The organism is Amycolatopsis sp. NPDC006125 (genome assembly GCF_040614195.1).
GTDB lineage: Bacteria > Actinomycetota > Actinomycetes > Mycobacteriales > Pseudonocardiaceae > Amycolatopsis_E > Amycolatopsis_E tucumanensis.
This window is the reverse complement of record NZ_JBEXTZ010000190.1, coordinates 1-6,563: the sequence shown is the minus strand read 5'-3', so window position 1 is coordinate 6,563 and position 6,563 is coordinate 1. Positions and strand designations below refer to the sequence as shown.

General features: G+C 74.2%; 7 protein-coding genes and 2 pseudogenes. 7 read left to right on the top strand and 2 right to left on the bottom strand.

Going from position 1 to position 6,563, the window contains the following annotated elements; genetic code table 11:
- The 7 genes and pseudogenes from ABZ193_RS42910 to ABZ193_RS42880 all read left to right on the top strand — a co-directional run.
- Nucleotides 1–621, top strand: a pseudogene (locus ABZ193_RS42910) (serine/threonine protein kinase); the annotation flags it as partial.
- Between the two features lie 15 nt (nt 622–636).
- Nucleotides 637–927, top strand: a complete 291-nt coding sequence (locus ABZ193_RS42905) for a hypothetical protein (protein WP_020422370.1) — start codon at nt 637–639, stop codon at nt 925–927.
- Between the two features lie 22 nt (nt 928–949).
- Nucleotides 950–1,372, top strand: a complete 423-nt coding sequence (gene msrB, locus ABZ193_RS42900) for a peptide-methionine (R)-S-oxide reductase MsrB (protein ID WP_020422371.1) — start codon at nt 950–952, stop codon at nt 1,370–1,372.
- Nucleotides 1,373–1,415: 43 nt separating this feature from the next.
- On the top strand, nt 1,416–2,132 hold the full coding sequence (locus ABZ193_RS42895; protein ID WP_354714566.1) for a TIGR04222 domain-containing membrane protein: 717 nt from the start codon (nt 1,416–1,418) through the stop codon (nt 2,130–2,132).
- On the top strand, nt 2,101–3,012 hold the full coding sequence (locus tag ABZ193_RS42890; protein ID WP_354714565.1) for a TIGR04222 domain-containing membrane protein: 912 nt from the start codon (nt 2,101–2,103) through the stop codon (nt 3,010–3,012). Before ABZ193_RS42895 ends, ABZ193_RS42890 begins: the two co-directional genes overlap by 32 nt.
- Before the next feature lie 95 nt (nt 3,013–3,107).
- A complete protein-coding gene (locus ABZ193_RS42885; RefSeq protein WP_354714563.1) occupies nt 3,108–3,926 on the top strand; it encodes a DUF692 domain-containing protein in 819 nt (272 codons plus the stop codon).
- Nucleotides 3,927–4,308: 382 nt separating this feature from the next.
- Nucleotides 4,309–4,641, top strand: coding sequence for a hypothetical protein (locus ABZ193_RS42880; protein ID WP_354714562.1), 333 nt, complete (start codon nt 4,309–4,311; stop codon nt 4,639–4,641).
- 21 nt (nt 4,642–4,662) lie between these two features.
- On the opposite strand, the gene ABZ193_RS42875 is transcribed toward ABZ193_RS42880, so the two are convergent.
- Nucleotides 4,663–5,391 carry a glucose 1-dehydrogenase gene (locus ABZ193_RS42875; RefSeq protein ID WP_354714561.1) on the bottom strand — a complete coding sequence of 243 codons (729 nt, stop codon included), beginning with the start codon at nt 5,389–5,391 and terminating at the stop codon, nt 4,663–4,665.
- An 86-nt stretch (nt 5,392–5,477) separates the two neighbouring features.
- Nucleotides 5,478–6,464, bottom strand: a pseudogene (locus ABZ193_RS42870) (CoA transferase); the annotation flags it as partial.
- Nucleotides 6,465–6,563 lie beyond the last annotated feature (99 nt).

Below are 6,563 nucleotides of genomic sequence, written 5' to 3'. Positions count from 1 at the left end.
GGCGCCGCCACCGCCGCGCCGCCCGCCCCGCCGCAGCGCAGCCCGCGCAACCCGACCGCCGCGTTCATCCCGCCGCCGAAGCCGCCCCAGCAGGCCAAGCAGTCCCCGCTGAAGCGCAAGGGCGTGCTGGCCGGATCGGCGGTGGCCGTGGTCGCCGTACTCGTCGTCGTGCTGGTCGTCCTGCTCAACGGCGGCGACAAGACCAACGGCGGCGCCTCGCAGGCCAACGCGGGCGGCACCACCGCCCCCACCTCCGCGCCGCCCAGCACGCCCAGCAGCGCCGCCCCGGCCGACCTCGGCCAGACGGCCAACACCGGATCGGTGGACTTCGGCTCGGCGGGCCAGGTGGTCAAGGCCTACCTCGACAGCTCGGGATCGCCCCAGGCGTGGGGCCTGCTCACGCCCGCCGCGCAGGCCGTGTTCGGCAGCCAGCAGGCGTTCCAGCAGTACTGGGACGAGCACGAGATCGAGGGCTACAACTCGATCCGCGCGGACAAGGGCGCCAACGCGGACGGTTCCGCCGACATGTCCGTTTCGATCGACGGGGTCGGCCGCGTCTCCTGGCGCGTGGTCAACACCGGGGCCGGGCTGCGGATCGACGCGAACACGAAACTCGGCTGACCTACCCTGGTCGGTATGACCGAGAGCGGCCGCAACCCGCGCTTCGACGACGACCTGGTCGGGCTCGACCCCGACGATCCGGAGGCCCAGGCGTTCGCGCGGCACCTGGACCGGATGCAGCGGTGCGAGCCGGGTTTCACGGTCGAGGGCACCCTGCACAACGTGGCGGAGTTCGCCGAGTCCAGCACCCGGGTCGGCGGGCTGCGGTGGTGGATCGCGGCCACTGTCGTGGTGCTGCTGGTCCTCGGCGTGATCGTCGCCTCGTGGGACATCGTGGTACGGGCCGTGCAGTGGCTCGCCGAGTAGCCTGAAGCATATGAAACCTCGCATGGAACCCGTCGTGGGAGCCACCCCGAAGGTGGTCAAGTCGGACCAGGAGTGGCGCGAGCAGCTCTCCCCCGAGGAGTACGCCGTGCTGCGCCAGGCGGGCACCGAGCGGCCGTTCACCGGCGAGTACACCGACACCAAGACCACCGGCATCTACGAGTGCCGCGCGTGTGGCGCCGAGCTGTTCCGCAGCGACACCAAGTTCGAGAGCCACTGCGGCTGGCCGTCGTTCTTCGACCCGTCCTCCTCGGACGCCGTGCTGCTGCGCGAGGACCGGTCGCTGGGCATGGTGCGCACCGAGGTGCTGTGCGCGACCTGCCACAGCCACCTGGGCCACCTCTTCGAGGGCGAGGGCTACCCGACGCCGACCGACCAGCGGTACTGCATCAACTCGATCTCCCTGCGCCTGGTGCCCGCGGAGTAAAACCCGCGCCACGACACGCACCCGCCCGCTACCCTGCGGGTGTATGGGGGCGTACTGGGGGTTGTCCGCCCGGGAGTTCGCCGCGCTCTACGCGGCGCTGATCCTGGTGCCGCCGGTGGTGCGGCTGCTCGGCCCGGTCCTGCTGCGGTACCGCCGGATCCGGCCCGGTGCCGAGCGGGTCACCGCGGTCGGGCTGGCGGTGCTGGCCGGCGGGCCGGACCGGGCCGTCGACCTGGTGCTCGCGGACCTGGTCGCGCGCCGGTGGATCCGCGTGGACGCCGGTGGCCGGCTGACCACCACGACGACGCGGTCCCCAGGGGAACCACTCGCCATCGCCGTGGTGCTGGCGGTGTCGTTCTGGCGCGGCCTGGCGACCGCGCAGACCCTGCGCCTGCACCTGGCGGACAGCCCGCAAATCGGGGACGTGGTGCGCGGGCTCGCCGCCCGCGGGCTGGTGGTGCCGCCCGGTGACGTGTCCGGCATCCGGGTCGCGTCCCGGGTCCTGCTGGTCGGGGTCGTGATCAGCACGTTCGTCGGCGGCTACGCGGTGGCCGCCATCCCGGTGATGCTGGCCGGGGTGCTCGTCCTCGGGGCGGCCGAGCTCGTCCCGTCGCCGAGGCGCACCGTCGCGGGGAGCCGCTTGCTGCGTGGCGCCACGGTTCTGGGAACCACCGCCGGGCCGGGTCCGTCGAACGGCCAAGTCCGGGGGTGGATTCGGAGGTGGCGGGGTGGCTGGTCCGGTGATCCTGGCGGTCGGTGACGGGCCCGCGTTCTGGGGCCTGCCCGCTTCGACGTTCCTCCCGCTCTTCGCCGCGTTGCTGGTGCTGCCCGTGGTGGTGCGCTTGTTCGGTTCGCGGCTGCTCAAGCGGCGCGGCGGCGGGCCGCACCACCCGCCCGGGCTGATCGAGCTGGGGTTCCTGGCGGGCGGCCCGGTGCGGGCGACCGACACCGCGCTCGCGGATCTCGTGGAGCGGCAGCGGATCCGGGTGAGCAGTGGCGGGAGGCTGTCCACGACCGGCGGCCACGCCCCGGCCGACCGGCTGAGCGCGGCGGTCTGGACCGCGGTGCGCGACGGCCGCGGCACGTGGACCCTGCACGACGTGCGCGCGGCGGTGCTGGGCCGCGCCGAGTTCGACGAGCTGCGCGACCGGCTCGCCGGGGAAGGGCTCCTGGTCACGCCCGGGGCGGTGCGCAACGTCCGGCGGCTGGCGACGCTCCTGCTCTTCGCGGTCGTGGTCCTCGCGTTCCTGGCCTTCCCGGACGGCACGTTCGTGCTGGCGGTGCTGCCGGCCGGGCTGCTGTGGGCGCTCACCGACCGGCGGCCACGCGGCCCGGCCAGGACTTCGACCGGTGACACCGCGCTGCGGGTGGCGGGCATGACCACGGGCGGGGCCGCGCAGGCGGTGGCCCTCGGTGGCCTCGCCCGCCACCCGGACCAGGCGATCGCGCAGGCGCTGCTGTCGGCGCCGCCGCCGCGGAAGCCACGGCGCCGCGGCGGCTGGTCCGGCTCGTCGTCGGGCTACGGCTGCGGGTCTTCGGGCAGCTCCTGCGGAAGCAGCTCGTGCGGAAGCGGTTCGTGCGGCGGAGGCAGCTCGTGCGGCGGCGGTGGTGGTTGCGGGGGTGGCGGCGGTGGTGACTGAGCGCTTCGGGCCGATCGGCTTCACCGACTACGCGGGCCTGCGGGTGGGTGGGCTTGCGGCGGGTTCGACCTCGGGGCTCGACGACTGCGGTGGCGATGGTGGAGGCGGTTGCGGTGGCGGTTGAGCGGCTGGGCGTGGGCATCGGGTGGCGGCCGGAGATCGACCTGTCGATCGCGCGGCTGCCGGGTGTGGAGTGGGTCGAGGTGATCGCCGAGAACCTGCACCCGGGTCGCCTGCCCGCGGCGCTGGTGGAGCTGCGGGAGCGTGGCATGCCGGTGTTGCCGCACGCGGTGTCGCTGTCCCTGGGCGGCGCGGAGCCGCTGGACACGCGGCGGGTGGAGCACCTCGCGGCGGTCGCCGACGAGCTGGACGCGCCGCTGGCCAGCGACCACGTGTGTTTCGTGCGCGCGGGCGGGCTGGACGCGGGGCACCTGGTGCCGCTCCCCCGCACACGGGAGGCGCTCGATGTGCTGGTGGAGAACGTGCGGCTGGCGCAGTCGATCGTGGGCAGGCCGTTCGCGCTGGAGAACATCGCCGCGCTGCTGGAGTGGCCGGACGCCGAGATGAGCGAGGCCGCGTTCCTGGCCGAGCTGACGTCGCGGACCGGGTGCCTGCTGATCGTGGACGTGGCGAACCTGTACGCGAACGCGCGGAACCTGGGCGCGGACCCGGTGAGGTTCCTGGAGGAGGTGCCACTGGAGCGGGTGGCGTACGTGCACGTCGCCGGGGGCGTCGAGGTCGACGGCATCTACCACGACACGCACACCCACCCGGTGCTGCCGGAGGTGCTCGACCTGCTGAGCGAACTGCGGCGCCGACGGGAGCCCCCCGGAGCGCTCCTGGAACGCGACGGCGCCTACCCACCGGACGACGAACTGGCCGCGGAACTGGCCGCGATCCGGGAGCGCCTGTGAGCGGGCGCGAGGGGCTGGCCGCCCAGCGGGCCGAGCTGCTGCGCGCCCCCCGGGACCGGCCGCGATGCCCGGCGAGCCACAAGGCTGCGCGCCCGGTTGGCCACCGAACCCGCTACGCCCCGGGACCACCAGCGGGCGGCGGGAACGAGCGTGGCGGCCGGCGAAGCCGAGCTGCTGCACGCCCCGCCACCGAACCCACCACCCACCGGGAGCACCCGTGACCAGCCGGAAGGAACTCGCCACCCAGCAGCCAAACGGCTGCGCGCCCGGCCGGCCACCGAACCCGCCACGCCCCGGGAGTACCAGTGAGCGACCGGAACGAGCGCGGCGGCCCGCCAAGCCAACTACTGCACGCCACGCCGTCCCCGATCCGGGAGCACCTGTGACCGGCCGGGAAGAACTCGCCGCCCGGCAGGCTGAGTTGCTGCGCGCCCTGCTGGCCGGCGGGGCTCCTCCGGCGGGCTTCGACCCCGGCCGGGTGGCCGCCGAGGTGCTCGCCCTGCGAGCCAAGCGCCGCTCCATCGTCGCCGACCTCAGGCCCGATCTCTTCCGCCTGCTCGGCGACCGGTTCCGGCCCCTGTTCGACGCCTACGCCGAGGCCACGCCCCGCACGGACGGCACCGGCTACCGCCAGGACGCCGCGAACTTCGCCACCTGGCTCGCCGAGCGCGGCGAACTCCCCCGGCGGCGCTGGTGGTCCCGCTTCACCCGCTGACCGACGGCCACGCCAACCTCGCTAGTGCGCCGTGATGCCGCCGTCGACGACGATCTCCGCGCCCGTGACGAAGGACGACTCGTCGGAGGCGAGGAACAGGATCGCCGCGGCGATCTCGTCCGCTGTGCCCGCTCGTTTCATCGGGGTGCGCTGGATGTCGGCCTGCTGGTCGCCCTCGGTGTCGAGGATGTCCTGGATCATCGGTGTCGCGATGACGCCGGGGTGCACGGAGTTGACCCGCACCCCCCTCGTCGCGTACTCGACGGCCGCCGTCTTGGTCAGCAGCCGCACCGCGCCCTTCGAGGCGTGGTAGGCCGCGGCCGACCCGCCGCCGATGATGCCCAGGATCGACGACACGTTGACCACCGACGCGTTCCCGCTCGCGCGCAGCAACGGCATCGCGGTCTTCATGCCCAGCCAGGTGCCCTTCTGGTTCACCGCGATCACCCTGTCCCAATCGGCCTCGGCGGTGTCCTCGATGCCCGGCCAGTCCACGATTCCCGCCACGTTGACCAGCACGTCCAGCCTGCCGAAACGCTCCGCCGTCCTGGCCAGGGCCGTCTGCCAGTGCCGCGCCGAGGAGACGTCGAGGTGCACGCGCAGCGCGTCCTCCCGCTCCGGCCCGCTCCCGGTGACATCACCCAGCACCAGCCGCGCCCCCTCCCGGGCGAACAGGGCCGCCGTGGCCGCCCCGATCCCGCCCGACGCGCCCGTGATCAACGCGACCTTGCCGTCCAGCCGTCCCGGCATCCCGCTCCCTCCTACCGCTGCCATCACCCCCCGATCCTGCGGCGACGGGAGCGGGCCAGCCAGGGTGCGTTACTCCCAGGACGGCGCTAAAGCCACTCCGCGACCGCACTCCCCGGCAGCGGCGGCCCAGAAGTCCACATCGGACGCGGCACCATCCCACCCGGACAGGTCACGTGACGCACCAGGCCGAACCCACTCCCGGTCTCGGCAAGGAAATTCGAGAAGTCCACAGTGGATCCACCAGGCACCCGGCCCAGTCCGTCGAGCCACCGCCCGGTCCGGGCCAGCGCGAGGCGCACCCGCCTGCTGCCGCCCTCGACGGCCCGGTTCCGCAGCGCGACCATGGCGGCAGCAGCGGCCAGCCAGCCCGTCGCGTGGTCCAGCGCCTGCACGGGCAACGGCCGGGGTTCCTCGGCGCCCCAAGCGATTCCCGACGCCATCTGCACCAGGCTGTCGAACCCGCGCCGACCCCGCCACGGGCCTTCCCAGCCCCACGCGTTCAGCTCCACCAGCACGATCCCGGGCCGCGCCGCCGCCAGCCGCTCCGCCGTGAACCCCAGCCCGGCCAGCGCGCCCGGCCGGAACGACTGCAACACGACATCCGCCGAACCGATCAGGCGCCACAACGCGGAACGCCCGACCTCGGTGCGCAGGTCCAGGTGCGCCGAGCGCTTGCCCATTCCGGTGTCGACCACCAGCGGGTGCACGACCGGCAGGTGCGCGGCCCCAATGTGCAGGACGTCCGCGCCGTGCGCGGCCAGCACCCGGCCCGCGACCGGACCGGCGATCACGTGCGTCAGGTCCAGCACCCGCACCCCGCCCAGCGGCCGCGGCGACTCCGGCAGCGGCCGCGCCGGGGCCATCCCCACCAGCTCCTGCGCCACGAGCGGTCCGTCCAGCGCCCGCCCCATCGCGCTGTCCAGCCACTCTTCGCGGGTGCGCATGGCGGCCGCCGCCCCGCCCGCGGCGACCACCGCCTCCTGCACGTCCCACGCGTCCCGGGCGGCGACCGCCGACGCCACCGCCGCGCGGTCCTCGGCCACCCCGAGTGCGCGGCACACCGCCGCAGCGTGGTGTCCGAGATGTAGAGGTCGGCACCGATCTCCTCGTTCGTCATGCCCAGCGCCATGCCGGCGAGCACCTGGTACTCGCGCAGCGTGAGCAACTGCCCT

Coding starts and splice junctions, on each gene's coding strand:
- ABZ193_RS42905 (WP_020422370.1), top strand. CDS start 637: ATGACCGAGAGCGGCCGCAACCCGCGCTTCGACGACGACCTGGTCGGG.
- msrB (WP_020422371.1), top strand. CDS start 950: ATGGAACCCGTCGTGGGAGCCACCCCGAAGGTGGTCAAGTCGGACCAG.
- ABZ193_RS42895 (WP_354714566.1), top strand. CDS start 1,416: ATGGGGGCGTACTGGGGGTTGTCCGCCCGGGAGTTCGCCGCGCTCTAC.
- ABZ193_RS42885 (WP_354714563.1), top strand. CDS start 3,108: ATGGTGGAGGCGGTTGCGGTGGCGGTTGAGCGGCTGGGCGTGGGCATC.
- ABZ193_RS42875 (WP_354714561.1), bottom strand. CDS start 5,391: ATGCCGGGACGGCTGGACGGCAAGGTCGCGTTGATCACGGGCGCGTCG.